Here is a 582-nt window from a genome sequence, read left to right as displayed (position 1 = left end):
ATATCGCTGCCCGGCGGGCCAGTTGCTGGCGTATTGGCTTACAACAGTGGATGGCGAACGCACCATTCGGCGCTACGCCACGAAAGCTTGTGGAAGCTGCCCGCTTAAGGCGCGCTGCACCACGGCCAAGAACCGCGTCATCTCCCGTTGGGAACATGAACACGTCATGGAGGATGCCCAGAGGCGGCTCGACGCCGATCCTCAGGCGATGCGTCGCCGTCGCGAGACGGTCGAGCATCCGTTTGGCACACTGAAGATGCGCATGGGCGCGACCCACTTCCTGACGAAGCGGTTGCCGAAGGTCGCCGCCGAGATGGCGCTGCACGTGCTCGCCTACAATCTCACACGCGCAATGAACATCATGGGTGTCGGTGCGCTGATCGCGGCGATGCAGGCATGAGGCAGGAGCGCTGTCGTGCGCGTGCCGCCAACCTTTATCGATCGATCACAGTGACCAAGGGAAGCCAATAGACCGGCTTCCGGCACCTTGCCAGAAAATATGCCACTTTGCCGCCAGCTGGCCCTCACAGGAGCCGTTCACGGCCGCGTCACCCCGCACTGAAGCGTTTTCACGCAACCAAG

Annotated in this window: 1 protein-coding gene; it reads left to right on the top strand. The window is 62.2% G+C overall.

Features of this window, described 5'->3' with window-relative positions:
- A partial coding sequence (locus XH98_RS12900) for a transposase (protein ID WP_271618804.1) occupies positions 1-400 on the top strand: 400 nt, incomplete at its 5' end.
- Positions 401-582 lie beyond the last annotated feature (182 nt).

The sequence above is a fragment of the Bradyrhizobium sp. CCBAU 51745 genome (assembly GCF_028128715.1).
In the GTDB taxonomy this organism is placed as follows: domain Bacteria; phylum Pseudomonadota; class Alphaproteobacteria; order Rhizobiales; family Xanthobacteraceae; genus Bradyrhizobium; species Bradyrhizobium manausense.
Note: the sequence above shows the minus strand (reverse complement) of the source record. Positions and strands in the feature narration are given on the sequence as shown.